Annotated in this window: 12 protein-coding genes and 3 pseudogenes; 5 read left to right on the forward strand and 10 right to left on the reverse strand. The window is 52.8% G+C overall.

The annotated features are described in order from the left end of the window. Nucleotides 1-190 precede the first annotated feature (190 nt). Nucleotides 191-622, forward strand: a complete 432-nt coding sequence (locus tag H7995_RS26115) for a DUF6789 family protein (RefSeq protein WP_057978276.1) — start codon at nt 191-193, stop codon at nt 620-622. A gap of 759 nt (nt 623-1381) precedes the next feature. After that, a complete protein-coding gene (flgB, locus tag H7995_RS26120; protein WP_057978278.1) occupies nt 1382-1795 on the forward strand; it encodes a flagellar basal body rod protein FlgB in 414 nt (137 codons plus the stop codon). A 1256-nt stretch (nt 1796-3051) separates the two neighbouring features. Here the strand turns inward: flgB and H7995_RS26125 are convergent. From H7995_RS26125 to H7995_RS26140, 4 genes are all read right to left on the reverse strand, one after another. After that, entirely contained in the window at nt 3052-3690 is a 639-nt protein-coding gene (locus H7995_RS26125) for an ATP-binding cassette domain-containing protein (protein ID WP_057978281.1), read from the reverse strand. After that, nucleotides 3687-5363: an ABC transporter permease gene (locus H7995_RS26130; protein ID WP_057978282.1), complete on the reverse strand. Its 1677-nt coding sequence runs from the start codon at nt 5361-5363 to the stop codon at nt 3687-3689. The genes H7995_RS26125 and H7995_RS26130 overlap by 4 nt, the downstream gene beginning before the upstream one ends. After that, a complete protein-coding gene (locus tag H7995_RS26135; protein ID WP_057978284.1) occupies nt 5363-6565 on the reverse strand; it encodes an ABC transporter substrate-binding protein in 1203 nt (400 codons plus the stop codon). The genes H7995_RS26130 and H7995_RS26135 overlap by 1 nt, the downstream gene beginning before the upstream one ends. Nucleotides 6566-6694: 129 nt before the next feature. After that, nucleotides 6695-7765 (reverse strand): radical SAM/SPASM domain-containing protein, encoded by a 1071-nt coding sequence (locus tag H7995_RS26140; protein WP_057978286.1) that lies wholly within the window; start codon nt 7763-7765, stop codon nt 6695-6697. Nucleotides 7766-8146: 381 nt separating this feature from the next. Here H7995_RS26140 and H7995_RS26145 point away from each other — a divergent pair. Next, a pseudogene (locus H7995_RS26145) lies at nt 8147-8606 on the forward strand (transposase); the annotation flags it as partial. Between the two features lie 263 nt (nt 8607-8869). Here H7995_RS26145 and H7995_RS26150 read toward each other — a convergent pair. The 3 genes from H7995_RS26150 to H7995_RS26160 all read right to left on the reverse strand — a co-directional run bounded on the left by H7995_RS26150 (nt 8870) and on the right by H7995_RS26160 (nt 11243). Then, on the reverse strand, nt 8870-9550 hold the full coding sequence (locus H7995_RS26150; protein ID WP_057978288.1) for a haloacid dehalogenase type II: 681 nt from the start codon (nt 9548-9550) through the stop codon (nt 8870-8872). Nucleotides 9551-9679: 129 nt separating this feature from the next. Further along, nucleotides 9680-10501, reverse strand: coding sequence for an alpha/beta fold hydrolase (locus tag H7995_RS26155; RefSeq protein WP_057978290.1), 822 nt, complete (start codon nt 10499-10501; stop codon nt 9680-9682). Between the two features lie 184 nt (nt 10502-10685). Next, nucleotides 10686-11243: a carboxymuconolactone decarboxylase family protein gene (locus H7995_RS26160; RefSeq protein ID WP_057978292.1), complete on the reverse strand. Its 558-nt coding sequence runs from the start codon at nt 11241-11243 to the stop codon at nt 10686-10688. A 165-nt stretch (nt 11244-11408) separates the two neighbouring features. On the opposite strand from H7995_RS26160, the gene H7995_RS26165 reads away from it, so the two are divergent. Continuing rightward, on the forward strand, nt 11409-12038 hold the full coding sequence (locus H7995_RS26165; RefSeq protein ID WP_057978294.1) for a TetR/AcrR family transcriptional regulator: 630 nt from the start codon (nt 11409-11411) through the stop codon (nt 12036-12038). 116 nt (nt 12039-12154) lie between these two features. Here the strand turns inward: H7995_RS26165 and H7995_RS26170 are convergent. After that, nucleotides 12155-12694, reverse strand: a pseudogene (locus H7995_RS26170) (Tn3 family transposase). 194 nt (nt 12695-12888) lie between these two features. On the opposite strand from H7995_RS26170, the pseudogene H7995_RS26175 reads away from it, so the two are divergent. Continuing rightward, a pseudogene (locus H7995_RS26175) lies at nt 12889-13101 on the forward strand (IS630 family transposase); the annotation flags it as partial. Between the two features lie 55 nt (nt 13102-13156). On the opposite strand, the gene H7995_RS28675 reads toward H7995_RS26175, so the two are convergent. Both H7995_RS28675 and H7995_RS26185 read right to left on the reverse strand, forming a co-directional pair. Further along, nucleotides 13157-13576 carry an EAL domain-containing protein gene (locus H7995_RS28675; protein ID WP_280516539.1) on the reverse strand — a complete coding sequence of 140 codons (420 nt, stop codon included), beginning with the start codon at nt 13574-13576 and terminating at the stop codon, nt 13157-13159. A gap of 40 nt (nt 13577-13616) precedes the next feature. Continuing rightward, complete coding sequence (locus tag H7995_RS26185) at nt 13617-15263, reverse strand: diguanylate cyclase domain-containing protein (protein WP_185819152.1); 1647 nt, start codon at nt 15261-15263, stop codon at nt 13617-13619. Between the last annotated feature and the right edge of the window lie 5 nt (nt 15264-15268).

Here is a 15268-nt window from a genome sequence, read left to right on the forward strand (position 1 = left end):
TGTAACAAAAGCTACTCTCACGCATCAGGAATGGGAGAGCTGTGATTGACACTGGCTCTCAGGCTCGATGAATACTCTGAGAAATCAGTATTAACGTCGAATTATAAAGCCAATTTGGCTTTCAGCAACGGAAGTGAATTCGATACTGAATTTGAGTTTCGGGTTATTCAAAAATACGGAGAGAATGTCTATGCATTATATATTGAGAGGGTTGGTAGCAGGATTCGTGGCGACACTTGTTTTATCAATGCTGATGTTTGTTAAGCAGATGATGGGCGTGATGCCTGAGTTGAACCCAATCGCTATGATCGTGAGCATGCTTGGAGTCACAAGTGTGTTTGTCGGATGGCTTATGCATTTCATGATAGGTACTGTCATGTGGGGGATCTTATTCTCTCTGTTACGCAGCCGGATACCAAGTGGAGATACTCTCAGCGGTATTTGGTTTGGGGTCGGGGCATGGGTATTGATGATGGTGGTTGTGATGCCTATGGCAGGGGCAGGTTTATTCGGCCTAAACATCGGTGTTATGGCCCCAGTCATGACTCTAATGCTACACATTATCTTTGGTGCCGCCCTTGGTGCTGTATACGGAAAGCTGGGTGGCCACTGCACTCCATAAACTCAGTGCAATCGAGAGTTCTCCATAATTGATATCGAGGTAAAACCATGAGGTACGCCATCAGAAGCATGTTGATTTTGGCCATATTTGTTTCAGCTGGGTGCTCTTCACTTTCGGAAATTAATGCCAGAGGGCAAGCACTCTACCAAGCTGATCCTGAGAGCTATGATGAAATGCCAAATTCTAACGCCAGGTATTTTGAACTCAACCCCCAATATAACGCTCAAGGTTCTTAGTCAGGCTCGCAGTACAATATGACTCGACTGGGCATTCTTTGTCGGTACGTGAATGTCCATGATACTATGATCTAAAGGGGGATAAGGGTATTCCGTTTGTTACGATAGTTTTCTTCATTCATGAAAGGTATCGTAGTAAGAGTACGTAGATGGGCGCTACGGTTTCTGAATTGAGCCCGAAGCCCATCTGCGCAAAAAACAACAACCTTTTTGCTTGTCAAGCTATCAATGTACTGTTTGAAAAACAATATACGCGGGGTGTCCGTAAACGCTCGACTGACGCCCTCTGTGTGACACCAATTGTTTCTGGAGTTGATGTAGCGGCTGACTAGGTATGACCTTCATTCGGTATAGAAACCCATTATGGTTGCTTAACTGCATGATTGTAATTTCAAAAATAATACGCGTTTTTTTTGAATCTGGAATAAATGCCACGCCAACGACGCGGATATATCGCGATTTGGGCTTGAGTGCTCGGCGCGTGCAATGTTGCGCAAGTAATAATCCTTAAAAGGAGAATGATATGAGTATTAACTTCGAAAAGGCCGTTGGGTCCGCTGAAAGAGCGTTGACTTATCGAAGTCAAAGAGCTGAGGTGCTGAGCAATAATATCGCTAACGCTGATACCCCTGACTTTAAAGCCCGTGACCTAGACTTTTCTGCGGTGTTGACGGACCAGGTAAAACGCGCCACGCCGACTCGGTTTTCTTTACAAACAACCAACTCAAGACATATTGCTGCAAACGAGTCCGCGGCTGGGATTTATGGGGTGGGGTTACTGTACAGGACACCGAATCAACCATCTCTTGACCAAAACACTGTTGATCAACAGGTTGAGATCGCAAAATATACAGAAAACGCAATTCACTTCGACGCGGCTTTCACTAGGTTGAATGGAGCGTTTAAAGGTTTGCTTAGAGTTCTTCGGGGGGATTAATAGGCGGAATAGTTAACACCCCATTCTCTCCCTGAAAATGCTACTCGATGTAAGTAGGGCTTTAATCTAATCAGATGTGCTAGGGTCACGTTAAATCATAAAATTGTTTGGAGTGGCTCGCTCTTTATTATCCTCAAACAACCCAAAATTTTAGGCTCAACGACAAAACTTTGCCTTGAGCACTGCTTCAGTTCAACCCAGTTCATCAATAAGTCACAAAGTTTGGCGGTATGAGCTCGGTGGCAATAAGAGTGTAGGATGATAACTACAGTCTCAAAAAACATGCTTGCCGAGAGGCAACTTTATGTCGTAGTCATCGCAGGAAGCGAAGACATAAAGTAGTTATCTGTCGCTAACATGCACGCCTGCTAACGAGAAACTTCGAGATCGCAAGCCGTCTGATACCGGCCGTGCGTAACCAGTGTAAATGAGGTTTCGGCTTATGATTCCTTTATCTGCGTCATGTAAGACCTATCGCTGATAGTTATAATAGTTTCTAACGACTTTATCACGAGCTAGAGTTAAATTCTCGGATTGAGCCGCACGAGCGAATCATGTATTAGAATTCTGAGCCCCTGGCAGCTCTTGAAGCGATCCACTAATATCGGCTGATGGATTTCATGCATATTCAATCAGCCACGAATGCATGTTTTGGACGTTTAATGTTGTTGATGATGACTTAAAGCTTAATGCCTGTAGTATGAAAATATATCTCTGGCTGCCGGTCGCAGTGTGTGTTGTTGGCGCTGAATCTGCTAGTTGAGTTGCGTGATGAAATACCAAGTCATCCGCAGGCCTTAGGCACTCCACAACAAAGTTTAAATTATGGGCTGAAAATGGTGTGTCTGCCTGGAAATATTCAGTCCAGCAACCCGCAATAATGTGCACGTCTGAGTTTATGTCAAAATAGTGTGTCATGTCTAGCAGGCGCACAGTCTGCTTAATCGATAGCCGAAACTGCAAGACTACGGCTTTAACTAGGCACGCATCCAGATCCAACTTCACGATGCATAAACGCGACACGTGCAACATCCTCATCCTGGGGCGTCCGCGCCTACCATTAATGTCCGAGTACAATAGAGTGATCTGTGCTTTCAGATGGACCTTGGGCATAAGTTGATTAATTGCTGTTGAGTAACCATTAGATCGTTAAATTTTCCGGCGCACTCCGCATCCTAAGATGTCTTCTTTATCTGTTAAGGTGTTCGATGAATTTAAATGATACGAGTCCAAATTGGGAGCAAGACATGAACAAATCAACGTGCTCTTAGTTTAATTAATATCCCGTCGGCGGCCTTGGCATCCGCCGCGTCATGGGTCACTAGTATCGTTGGCACCCCGTAATCGCGTAAATGGTCAAACACCAGCGACCTCATTTCAGCCCTCAGTATCGCATCGAGCTTCGAGAAGGGCTCATCCAATAATACCGCGCGGGGACGTGACAGCAGCAAGCGAACCAGAGCAACTCGAGCGCGCTGACCGCCAGACAGGGTCTCAGGATCCCTCATGCCAAACCCTTCAAGCCCGACCTCTGCCAGGGCCTCGTTAACCTCGCGATCAACTTCCCGCCCCCCGCCGCGAATACCAAATCGGACATTGCCAGCAACCGACAGATGCGGGAACAGTAGGGGGTCCTGAAACAACAGACCAACACCCGAACGTTCAGCCGGTACGCCAGTAATATCGTGACCATCGAGAATCACCTGCCCGGCGGCCTGAAACTCTGCAGGCAGAAACCCTGCAATAAATGCAAGAAGTGAGGATTTTCCTGAACCCGAGGGGCCCATCACCGTCAAGGACTCTCCCGGCCCGATGGTTTGGTTCAGGCTTAGCAATGTCTGCCCGAGTATACTGAGTTTGATATTTCTCAGCTCAAGGTGATGTTTCAAATTCATGCTCCTTGCATGCCTTTCCGGCGGCGCCAGAGAAGTTTGGGAATCAGCATGGCGAATAGGAAACCCAGCAACGGTACCATCGCCTGCACTAGCCCCCACACGCCAATCAGCCGGCGATCTCCGCCCGATGATAGGGCGACGGCTTCGGTAGTGATTGTTACGATACGACCTCCGCCCAGAAGCTGGGTGGGCAGATACTGGCTGGCGCTGATGGCAACCCCAAGGGCAAAGGCCATCAAGATCGGCCGCAATAACAACGGCACCCGAATGCGCCAGAAAATGCCGGCCTGTGAGCTACCAAGTGAACGGGCGATCCAGGCCCAACGAGGATCCAACTGCCGATAGGACTCTGACAGCGTTAGGTAAATGTAGGGTAGTACGAACAACAAATGTCCCCAGACAACCACCGGTAGAGAGGGGCCGTAACCGGCCATCTCGCTCAACACGGTAATACCCGAGAGAAACCCCACTTGAGGAATAAGCAGCGGAAGGTAGAGCAAGCACAATGCTCGAGTGGCCGGCTTGTTCTGTCGCTGTTCCTGTTCAAGCGCCGCAAGCACCAGAAGCATGGCAATAGAAGCCGCCAACCCAGCCACCACAAGCGTCGTAACTAGCGGACGCTCGATCGTCGGTAACGCCGCTAGCCAGTGGCTAAGCGTAAAATTCGCCGGCCAGGACGATGGGAATCGCCAGAATCCGGCGACCGAGTTCACAAATAGGGCCAGCAAACCCAAGCCTGACAACGAGATCGCCATCACCATACCGGATCGCCCGGTTACCCTAATCAACCGGTCACCACCGCGTCTACCACCGCGCCTGATCCAGGCAAGGAACAATCGCGCAACAGTGATCTCCAGAGCCCACCAGGTCACAAGCGTCATGCCGGTAACCAGTAACTGCAACAAGGCACCTGCTGCTGCCAGAAACCGGTAAGACAAGTCCGGATCGTTGAACCATTGCACCACCTGTACACTCAACGTCGAGGGTAGATTGGGACCAAGAATCATGGCCACATCCACCGTAGACGTGGCAAATGCCAGCACTGCATATACCGGCAGGCGGACTAGCTGATACAGGCCAGGAGCCACCACCTTGAGCCAAGCTATTCGCGGGTGGTAGCCCAACGACCGCGCCAACATGACTTTCTGTTGGGCGTTAAGCTGCGGCAAAGCAGCCAAACTGACCAACAGCAGAAACGGAATTTCCTTGATCGCTAGCCCGGCAATCAGTGAGAGACCAAAAGGATCATTGACCACCATGATATCGGGTGGCCGTTCAAATCCGGTTAGCCAAGGCGAGAACCCGCGCAGGAGTAGCCCCGAGGGCGCAATTAGGAAGGCAAAGCCAAAGGCTGCCGCGGCATGGGGAACTGATAACAAGGGCGACATTAAGCGATTTACCCAGCGATCGAAGCGGGTCGGGCTGAAGGTGGCGAGAAAGGCAAACACCACTATCAACGCCAATGCGGTGGTGGCCAGTCCAGTCGCGAAGCTAACCCCTATGGAACGGCTGATTCCGGGTGTATGCCATAACCGTTGCCAGGGTTCGAGGGAAATGGCATCGCCTCCCAGTAGCGGGAGATAGCCAAACGCCGGAGGTATGATTAAGATCATCCCCCCAGCAATCGGCAATATCAGTACCGCAATAATCAGCCAGGATATGTAACGAAGCATCAGTGCGCCATGTACCGTTCTTGCCAGGCTTGCTCCAGCGCTTCTATCCAGCTCGGATGCAGTTCGCCAACAACCTGCTGCAGGCCTTGTGTCGTCACACCACCAACAGGGTTTGGCAGCGCATCAAATCGGGCCCGGTCCTCGGAAGACAGCTTGTCCATAGCCAGCACTGTGATACTTCCCCAGTTCTCCGGATTCTGCTTATGTGCCTGAGCCTCGGGAGACATCAGGAAATTGGCTACCACCATCGCCCCAGCCTTGTGACTGGCATTAAACGGTATGGCCAGGAAACTGACGTTGCCAATGGTGCCGCCTTTCAACACATACGTGCGGACGGTTGATGGCAACTCACTATTGGCAATCGCCGAGGCAGCCTCATTCGGGTTGAATGAAAACGCCAGGCTCAGGACTCCGTCCGCCATCATACGACGCAGCGCTGGGCCGTTATCGGGAAAGGTCCTGCCTGAGCGCCAGAGGTATGGGTGCAGGGCATCGAGAAATGACCATAGCGGCGCCGTCACCTCTTCAAAATTGGCCTCTTCCACCGGTTTATACAAGGCGTCACGGTTATCGGACAATTCCAGCAGAGCCTGCTTCAGGAAGGTCGTACCCAGAAATTGTGGCGGCTTGGGGTACGAAAATTCACCAGGGTTGGTTTTTGCCCATTTGAGCAACTCCGGCATGGACGTGGGAGGATTTTCCGTTAGGGACTTATCGTAATAGAACACCACCTGGGCCTTGCTCCAGGGTGCTTCATAGCCTTCCACCGGGACGGTAAAATCTGTGGTCATCTCAGGGTTGTTTTCCGGATCCGTAAGCGGGAAGTTCGGTAGCTTGCCAACCCAGGGACCATGCAACAGGCCGGCTCGCTTCAGGGTGGCGAAATTCTCCCCGTTGATCCAGATCAAATCCACCGCACCGTTGGTCGTGTTACCCGCCTGCTGCTCGGCAATCACGCGCGAAACGGCCTCGGAGGTATCTGAGAGTTTCACATGGACCAGTTTAATGCCGTAAAGGTTTTCCACCTTCTCGGCGGCCCAGCGTATGTAGTTGTTGGTACGTGACTCACCACCCCAGGCGTTAAAGTAAACGATCTGGCCTTTGGCTTCTTCAACGATGCCGTTCCAGTTCTCGCTAATGCCTGTCTGGGCAAACGTTTGAGTAGATAGTGCCAAGCCAATAGCCAGTATAACCGCCTTCATCACAGGCTCCCTGTTAAGATACGTCGGAAAAGTCAGATCAAAAATATGTCTGTCAGGTATCAATATCGGTTATCGTAAAACCAGGCTAACCGACGCAGCTCGTCATGAATGGATTTGGAGTGTGCAGACTCATGATATGGCGATCAGACCATGCCGGTTTGCCCGTCGCTGATTACGGATTTCATCCAGTATCGGACCTAATACTTGGGTGAAATAGCGATCGCAGCCAATACACAGGTTCTGATAATCCGCGCCATCCGGCATGGTTGTGCGAGAGGCTTCGAAGAAATCCGCTGTAGTCCAGCCTTCAGTCAAACCCATACGTTCGGGCTTGCCGGCATTGATGGCCTCCATAGCGGGGTGACCAGCGAGGCTGTCGAGGATCTCGTATAGCGGCTCTTCGATCAGGTTTCCCAACGGAGACGCCGTTTTCAGGCAGCACGGATAAACATCACCCGTAGGGTCAATTGAAACTTCCGATCCCGATCGACCGTATTCCAGGAAGTTCAGCCCACCGGACCAGGCATTGCAGAAGTTGTCGGTCAGGTTCGCTTTCGACAGACTGTTCTCCCAGGCCCGACCCCGGGGCCAAAGCTTGCCGATCCAGGCATCATCAGTGGCACCGAAAGCACTGTAGACTGGGCCTTTCTCGTCCATCCATCCGCGTTCGTCAGCACGCAGTCCCGAGGGACGTATCCCAGCCGCCTCGAACTCTCGCTTGAGTTGGTCTAGCAACGACACTTTGCCTTCACCTGCCATACCGACGTGATAATCATCTAGGCCAGATACTGAGATCATCCAGACGTCAAGATTCAGCAATTCACGGATGATTTTCGGTGTTAACAGATCGCCCGTGGTCTGAACCACCACATTGACGCCACCCTTTTCACGATAACGCTCACGCAGACGTTCAAGGGCGGGATACAAAATGCGCTCTCGAACCGGCTCAGTCAGCACATCACCACCGGACAAAATGATTCGGCTACGCCGCTGTGGCACAGTACCGTCGGGGAGCGGGTTGCGCCAATCTTCGTAGCTCATGCGTTCGGGGAAATTATTGATGATTCTAGGCATGTTTCGCTCTGCCTCACTGATGACAGCCTCCAGTTCATCTCTAACATAGGGACGAAAGCGGCTTTCGTAGCAATGCTTGCAACGGCGATGGCAGTGCCAGCACAGAACATAATAAATCGATTCCAAAGCGGCTCTCCTCAGCGAGTTGTCTGATATTTTTCTGACCTACAATCAATTGAGATGGATGGCTTCTTTGTTTGTTACACAAAATCTTGACTGAATTTCCTAGCTGAACTTGATCAATCCGATAGCCGATTATTTCTCAATTAATCTCAGCGTTTCACTTTTTGGCAAGGGTCAGCACACACCGACCCAAGGACATCGGAAGCTTCGAATGCGTATTGGCCGCAATTCCGCTGTCCTCTATCCTGAGTTCCTGTGCTGCACCAGTGATCAACACGTTTTACTTTGACACTTGCCTACCAGGGGAGGCGTCCATACCATCTGAGAAAGGTTTCCGAGTCTGGTGAAATATCCCCGTCCCACAAAGTGAGCGGTTGAGTCCCAATGAAACAAATCTCCTTCGCTGATGGTGAGTACGAAGGCAAGCGTAAGCAAACCCGCCGTGAGCGCTTCCTTATAGCAATGGATAAGGTCGTGCCCTGGAAGGTGAAGGAGGTCGCACGGCGTATCCATTGATGGCTATGTTGCGAGTGCATCTGATGCAGATGCTGGTTCGGCCACAACGACCCGGCAATGGAGGAGTCACTGTATAAAACGACGATTATACGCCAGTTTGAGGGGTTGAGCCTGGAGCGCATTCCCGACGAAACCACGCCCCTCAACTTTCGCCGTCTGCTGGATAACAACCATCTTGTCGAGGCATTCTGGAAGTCATTAACGACTGTCTGGGGGATCGGGGGGGGCTGACGCTTCGTCAAGGCACTATCGTTGGCGCAACGATCATTCACGCGTCGACTTCGACCAAGAGTAAAGAGGGCGCGATTCCGAGATGCATCAGACCAAGAATGTATGGTCAGCCCATCCTCTACAACCCAGCTTGATGAACGGTAAAAAATGCTTTCGCTAATGTCTCCGAGCTCATGGTAAGCACGGTCATTAGCGCTCGGCCCTTGATGAAATGTCGCTCCCAAGTGTCCTTGATAAAGGGATCAACTGCGAAAGAGCTATCTTGGTCTTCAGGTTTTTTAATTCAAAGTGGCCGCCTCTACAGGGCGGTGAAAAACGCTTGCCCGTAGCGCCCTATTGGCAACGCGAAACAGACTGGCTTTACAGTGGGTCTTGCGGCAAATGATCCGCAAGCCCCAGCAGGCTGTGCAAGGTGATTGGCGGTTCAATGCCCCACGGATCGAAAACCGCGCCTAGATCGCGCTGCAACCAGGCGGCGCGCAAGCCACTGTGGGCTGCGCCCAGCACATCGAAAGGGTTGCTCGAAACCAGCCAGATTTGACTGGCTGGCAGCGCGCACTGCTGCGCCAGGTGTGCGTAAACCTTGGGGTCGGGCTTGAACGACTGAACGTCTTCCACGCTGACCACTTGCTGGAAAAAACCACTTAAGCCTGCGCGCTGCAGCAGCCCTGTCACCGCCGCTCGACTGCCATTGGAAAAGGCATGCAGGGGCACCCCCGCATCGACCAGTTGGCCCAGGCCAGCGGCTACATCCGCGAAGGCGGGCAGCTCTGCGTAGCTGCCCAGAACTCGCCGTTGCGCCTGAGCGTCCAGCTTGACGTCGTGCGTCTGGCAGGCAAACAGCAGTGCGTCGCGGGTGCAAATTGAAAAGTCTTGATAGTCCTGCATCAAACCGCGCCGAAAGCTGTACTCCAGTTGTTTGTTGCGCCATAGCGCACAAATGGCTGGGGCTTTTTCACCCACCTGTTCGCTAAGAACAGTCAACACGCCATCGGTGTCGATCAGGGTGCCGTAAATATCGAAGGCTATGGCTCTGTTCATGCGTAGTTCCTCGCCATCAGGATTGAATAATTTAATTCAAGTGCTCGTTAGTTCATGTTCATCACTTGGGATATAGCCGCTTTTCCGCCCTGAGTTCAGGCACTTAAACCAGCGCTATGAGCTTATTCGTCAACCCAGGAATTGATTGATACGGTCGGCGATTTCATCTGGTTTTTCATCGATCAACCAGTGTCCGGCGTCCTTGATCCAGGCCAGTTCCGCATCTGGGATTGCGTCGGTCAATTTTTGCGCATATTCCGGTTTCTGGAAGGGATCTTGGTCGCCCCAGATCACCAGTGTGTGATGTACGAGGTTTCCAAGCGCTTGGGCAATTGACTGGGTGTATTCGCTGTTCAAGCGTCTAAGATTACGAAAAAAAGCCCGCTTGCCATCTTCGCTTGCCCATGGTTCCAGATAAATGTTGATCAATTCATCGGTCATCACGGCTTTGTTGTGAACGCCCTGCGGCATAAAGCGACGCATCATGGCGACAAACTCATCCAGGCTCATCGCCTCTTCCGCGCCGGGCTCGATTAACGGTTTGAACTCGGGAATAGGCCATGAATCGAAACAAACACTGTCCATTAAAACCAGCTTGCGAATTTTCTCTGGATAATTCACTGCTATCAGTTGTGCAATGCCGCCGCCAATATCATGGGCGACCACGTCAGCTCTACGCACACCCAGGGCATTCATGAACTTGACGATCATACGGCTTTGGGCATTGATGGAGACATCGGCGTTTTTTGGTTTTTCGGATTGGCCATAATTGAGCAAGTCTAGAGCGATGACGCGATGGCGAGTCGCAAGTTTAGGCATTACTGATTGCCACATCAGGCTGTTGGTTGGTATCCCGTGAATCAAGATGACTGGACTGCCTTCGCCTTGCTCGCGGAAGGCAATTTTATGACCGTCAATATAGGTATGGTTTTCGCTGATCTGGCTAATCATGTAGACCTCCTCTAGTGAGTATTCTGAAACGTCACACGGTCGCCACGCCCCCGGCTTAGCCACCTTTGGCTAGCCAGCGAACAGCAGAATCGGTTGTTCACTGCCGCTGGCTAAAAATTGAGACAACGCCACAGCTGCGGCTGTAGACCCTATGCGCTCAGAAGGCTATTAATCCAAACAGGCTTTATTTTTGCACCTTCTTCCACTCGAACTGCATAAAGGGCTTATCAATCGGTGTTTTGGCGATGTGGTTGATGTAATTGCTCATGATTTTCTGCGACACCCCAAGAATGACTTCCAGCACATGATGCTGCTCGTAGCCGGCAGCATAGAAGGCCTCCAGGTCGGCATCGGCGACTTCACCACGGTTGCGCACCACAGCTAGGGTGAAGCTGCGCAGTGCTTCCAGGCGGTCGTTGGGTAACGGGGTTTCGTCGCGCAAGGCATTGGTCACTTCGTCCGATACCTTCATCGATTTGGCGATGCCGGTATGCGCAGGTACACAGTAATGACAGCCGTGTTCCACATTGATGCTCTGCCACACCACGGTTTTTTCATCCGCGTCGAAACTGGTGTTTAGGAACAGCGCATGCAGCTTTTTATAGGCGTCCAGCACCCCCGGGGCCTCGGCCATTACGGCATGCAGGCCCGGGATCATGCCAAAGGACTTCATGGAATCGTCCAGCAGTGGCTTGGCCGCTTCGGGTGCTGAAGACTGATCGTGCAGTTTGAAACTCTTCATGAAAATCGTCTCTCGATGTATTGAACGAGTGTATTGAGCCATTGCTCGATAACGCATTCAGGCTAGCTATATTTGAGCGATCATTCAAGCTATAATTGAACGATCATTCAGATTGAATCGATTCAGGCTCCGCCGGAATCGATTGCACCATGCGAGCAGTAATCCATGTCTAGAGTCGCAAAATATGATCGCGATACCGCGCTCGATCGGGCTGTCCGGTTGTTTTGGGAGCGCGGTTATTTCGCCTCATCAATGAAGCATATTGAACAGGCTCTGGACATGCGCCCCGGCAGCCTCTACGCCACCTTCGGCAGTAAAAGTGGCCTGTTTGCCGAAGCGTTGGAGGTCTATGCAGACCAGGCAAGGGAAGATCTACAGCGCCAGATTGATGCGCATCCCTCTGTGTTGGCAGCGCTCAAAGCCTATTTTCAGTCGTTGGCTAGCGCCTGTACGGCCACCTGCGCGCCGCCGGCTAGGGCCTGCATGATCATCAAAACCCTGCTGGAAGTCGGCGCCCAAGAGCCAGAACTGCAGCTCAAGGTCAATGCGCTGCTGGATGCCGTCGAGCAAAAAATCAGTGTTCTTCTTGAACTCGCACAACAGCGCGGGGAGCTGCGCCCCGCAGTGGATTGCACCCGCTTGGCGCGTTTGCTTCAAGCCCAAATCATCGGCTTGCGTGCCTTTGCCCAGCGTCAGACGCCCGCCCAGCATGTGTGGGAACTTGCCGAGGATATGGCTGCTCTGCTGGATCAGTATGCGCAGCGGCCCGATGCAAACGTTCATCTGGTTCATTGAATGCAATCGGTTGGTTATTGCGTTTAAAGGGCGGGGCATCGCCGTCTAGCGTTAGTAAACCCTTCCTTCCTTCAGCGCAGGGGAGGGGAGGATCGATCTGGACATTGCCTCCAAAGTCAGGGGGCGAGGACATGCTTCAAGCTGCCGCCGATAATCGGGCGAAGGGTCGGGTAGTTCTGGTCTCTATTTGGCACGCACAGCTTGGTTTCGCCGGTATCACGGATGCGCGGAGCGAAGCGAAAGCCCAGCAGGTACATCAGAGCGAAGACATGATCGGTGAAGCTGGCCGTGCCGTTGTAGTGTTCCTCGATCCGCAGATCGGATCCGTGATATAGCCGCCCGTCGACCACATAAGTGGAATCATGCACGCCGGTATTTACCACATGGGTGCCGAACGGCGCGTATGGTCGGAGATGCTGGTGTAGAACCACAGTCCCGACTCGCTACCTTACTTCGGGTTGACGTGGCCTGTGCTCCGGCACGGCCACTAGCGCGCAAGCGTTGGCTATCAGAGCATAAGGTGTGGCGGCGAAGGCTTGGCGGAATTGGCTGTTAACCACCTCGGCCTGGGCCGTCGGGTAGGTTTCGTCACGGATGCGCCAGGCTTGCAACCAGGACACCTTGGCGTAGGTTGTGCTCAGACTCGACTCAGCCACCTTGATCAGGCCGAGGTTGATGGCATCGCTCGGGATCGCCGTTAGCAGTAGCGTCCGGTCTTTCGCCTATGCGCCATGCTTCAGGCGCGAGAAGTGGCGGGTGACGCTCGTCAATTCATTCAAGTTCTCAGCAGTTCGGTGATCTTGACGCGCGGCAGTAGCCGGCTGATCTGGTGAATCAGCGCCTATGCGATGAATGCTTCTTCCGAGATATCACCGTTTTCTTGCGTGACGGCAGCTTCTGTTCGATACGTGAACTAGCCTGCTCCATTATTACGTTCTTAGCGTTACACAATGCTCTGCCGAGCCGATACGGCTGGAGTGCAAAAGTTGAAGAGATCTTGAGCAAGATCCAGCGGGCACGAGAGGCGATGGCATCACAGCGTAAAGAGAACATTTTTTCTTAGACAGAACACTAGAGTGTCTTGCTGTCGCTCTCCACCTGTATCTCCGACCTGCCAGCTACCGTTCCTGAGGCCCCGCGTGGGTAATTTCCAGCCAGCCATATAGCTCGTGCACCGGCATTGGGCGGCCGATACCAAACCCTTGTACCAGATCACAGTGATTGATCTTCAGCCAATCCAGTTCGCTGGCTGTTTCGACGCCTTCGGCGACAACCGATAAGCCGAGCTCACGGCACAGCACGATGGTCGAACGCACGATAGCGGCACTTTTTCGTTGTTGGTCAACCTGGGTGATGAAGGATCGATCGATCTTCAGTTCATGGACCGGCAGCGTTCTTACATAGGACAGTGAGGCATTGCCGGCACCATAGTCGTCAATCGAAAGCTTGACGCCCAGCCGAGCGAGGGCGAGCAGGTGCGTGTGTGCCAGTTCGGGGTCGTCCATCAGGGCGCTTTCAGTGATTTCGAGACAGAGCATTTCAGCTGGTAAGGACGTCTGGATTAGCAGCTGTTGTACCTTATTGGATGAGTGCTGGGTTAAGCAGGTCGAGTGCTGATATGTTGACCGAGGCCACGATCTCTAATCCGTCGCGCCGCCACTGCGTGGCGTGGCCAACCACCTCACGAATCAGCCAGGGCGTGATCTCGCGAATGAAGCCGGTTTGCTCTGCAAACGGGATAAACAGATCAGGTGTAATCAGCCCCCTGATCGGATGTTGCCAGCGTAACAGTGCTTCAACCCCGCTGATGCGAGCGTTGGCAAGATTCAATTTTGGCTGGTAATAAATGACGAATTCATTTCGCATCAGGGCATCGCGCATCTCGCCGAGTAACGTGAGTTGCTCATGCTGCACCACGTCTTCGAATTCCGCGGCAAATGCATAACTGTCGTGCCGGCGTTTGGCCGCCTTGATTGCCAGGTCGGCGCGCCTGAGCAAGGCGGTGGGGTCATTACCATCGTCTGGATAAAACACTACGCCCAGGCTTACGTCGATATCCAGTCGCTGGCCATCGAGCCGCATCGGCCTGCGTAGCGCGTCCAGAATCATCTGTATGTACCCGGAAATGGCGGATTTATCGCTGCCTTCGTACAGAATGACGAACTCATCACCGCCAAGTCGAGCAACCAAGTGGGGCGCGGCAACGCAGGCGAGCAGGCGGGCGGCTATTTCACTAAGCATACGGTCGCCCACTGCATGGCCTAGGGCATTGTTAATTGGTGCGAAGCGATCGATATTGAGGATCACCAGGGCGCCATGTTCACCTGCGCTGGCCGTGGCAAGCGCCTCCATGAAATGTGCCCTGTTGGGTAGGTTGGTCAAGCTATCAACATAGGCTAGGCGGGTTATCCGTTCCTCGCGAATCACGATGTTTTTGCGCATCAACGCCAGCGCTCGCAGCAGTACCTGCATTTCCGGGCTTCTACCGCGAGGAATGTTCTCGTTGTAATTGCCCGCGGCAATTGTTTGTGCCACGGCGACCGCTTCACCTATGGGTATGACGATGGAGCGCGAGATCAACAAGGCCAGCAGGGCGCCGAGTACCAGCGCGCTGGGCGTAATCGCGACTATTTGCAGGCGCGTGGCAGTGGCGGACTGCTCAAAATGCTCAACCTCCAGGTTCATCAGTGCTTGTTGACGCTCCGTCAGGCGCAATGTCTCATCCAGTAGCGCATTCAGTGCAGGGTCTGTGTACTGTTCAAAGTGCGCTCTAGCCTGAGTCAGACCTTGGATTTCGATGAGCTCGACCGTCTCCTGAAACAAGGCACCATAGCGTTGACGTAACTCGGTAGCCAGAGCGATTTGAGATTGCGAGTAGGCCCGACTGTCCGCATGCGCAAGGCTGGCAATTGCAGCATCCGATGCCGTCATGGCCGCGTCCATCTGCGCATAAAGAGGGATTCGTTGATCCCTGTCGGGGGTTTGCAAAAGGCGCAGAAGCTGGATAGCGGCGTATTGCGACTGCTGGTTCGCGCGCTCGGCGAGCAGGGCGAGTCGGGCGGGCTGATCGACGAACTCGTGCATGCTGGCGCCCAGTGTCTCGAGGCGATGTGAGGTCATCACCGAGAGGGCCAGCAAAAGCCCGAGCAGTGCGGAGAACGCCAGGATCAAGCGGTTGCGAATTGAGGCGAACTGGGCGAATCGCTTCAGGGTGAAGCCGATCATGTTGG

This window comes from Pseudomonas kielensis (assembly GCF_014236655.1).
GTDB classification, from domain to species: Bacteria; Pseudomonadota; Gammaproteobacteria; order Pseudomonadales; family Pseudomonadaceae; genus Aquipseudomonas; species Aquipseudomonas kielensis.